Source organism: Aerococcus sp. L_32 (assembly GCF_050689315.1).
Map to the genome: position 1 here is coordinate 1 of NZ_JBOEQF010000835.1, position 805 is coordinate 805.

2 protein-coding genes are annotated in these 805 nt (G+C 39.9%); both read left to right on the forward strand.

Translation table 11 applies throughout. The features are described from left to right. A partial coding sequence (locus ACRCJ0_RS16775; RefSeq protein WP_431391292.1) for a class I tRNA ligase family protein occupies positions 1–690 on the forward strand: 690 nt, incomplete at its 5' end. A 1-nt stretch (position 691) separates the two neighbouring features. Next, on the forward strand, positions 692–805 hold a 114-nt coding region (locus ACRCJ0_RS16780), incomplete at its 3' end, for a cold-shock protein (protein ID WP_431391293.1).

The window sequence follows — 805 nt, forward strand, 5'->3', positions numbered from 1 at the left end:
GACTTTATGACAGTCAACCATGAAATCACCAACTTCCTAACTTTAGATATGTCTAACTTCTACTTAGACTACGCTAAAGACGTTGTTTACATTGAATTACCAGAATCAGCAAAACGTCGTACCATGCAAACGGTTATGTATGCAGTAGCTAAAGCCGTGACGACTTTACTGACACCAGTTATTCCACATACAACTGAAGAAATCTGGACATACCTACAAGAAGAGGAAGCATACGCCCAATTAGCTGACTTCCCTGAAGTAGTGACTTATGAAAATGCAGACACTTTAGAAGAAAAATGGTCTGCCTTTATGGCCTTGCGGTCTGATGTCAACAAATCATTAGAAACGGCTCGTGAAGAAAAAGTGATTGGTAAATCATTACAAGCGAAATTACATATTTTTGCCAATGAAGAAACCAAAGCATTACTTGATAGTGTCGGCGAAGAATTAGCGACATACTTGATGGTATCGCAATTAGAAATCCATGACCTTTCAGAAGCTGGTGCAGATGTTACAGCTTACGAAGGTTACAGCTTAGCGATTGAACATGCACATGGTGAAACATGTGACCGTTGTCGCGGGGTTTACGAAGAAGTTGGTACAATTGAAGCAGCACCGCACTTATGTGCACGTTGTGCTGACATCGTCATCAACCACTATCCTGAAGCTTTAGTTGAAGAGGAGAATTAAGATGACCTATTACGGCATTGTAAAGACATTTAATGAAAAAGAAGGCTTTGGATTCATCGAGTTACCAGATTTTCCAGAAGAAGATGATATCTTCGTGCATTTTTCAGCTTTACGT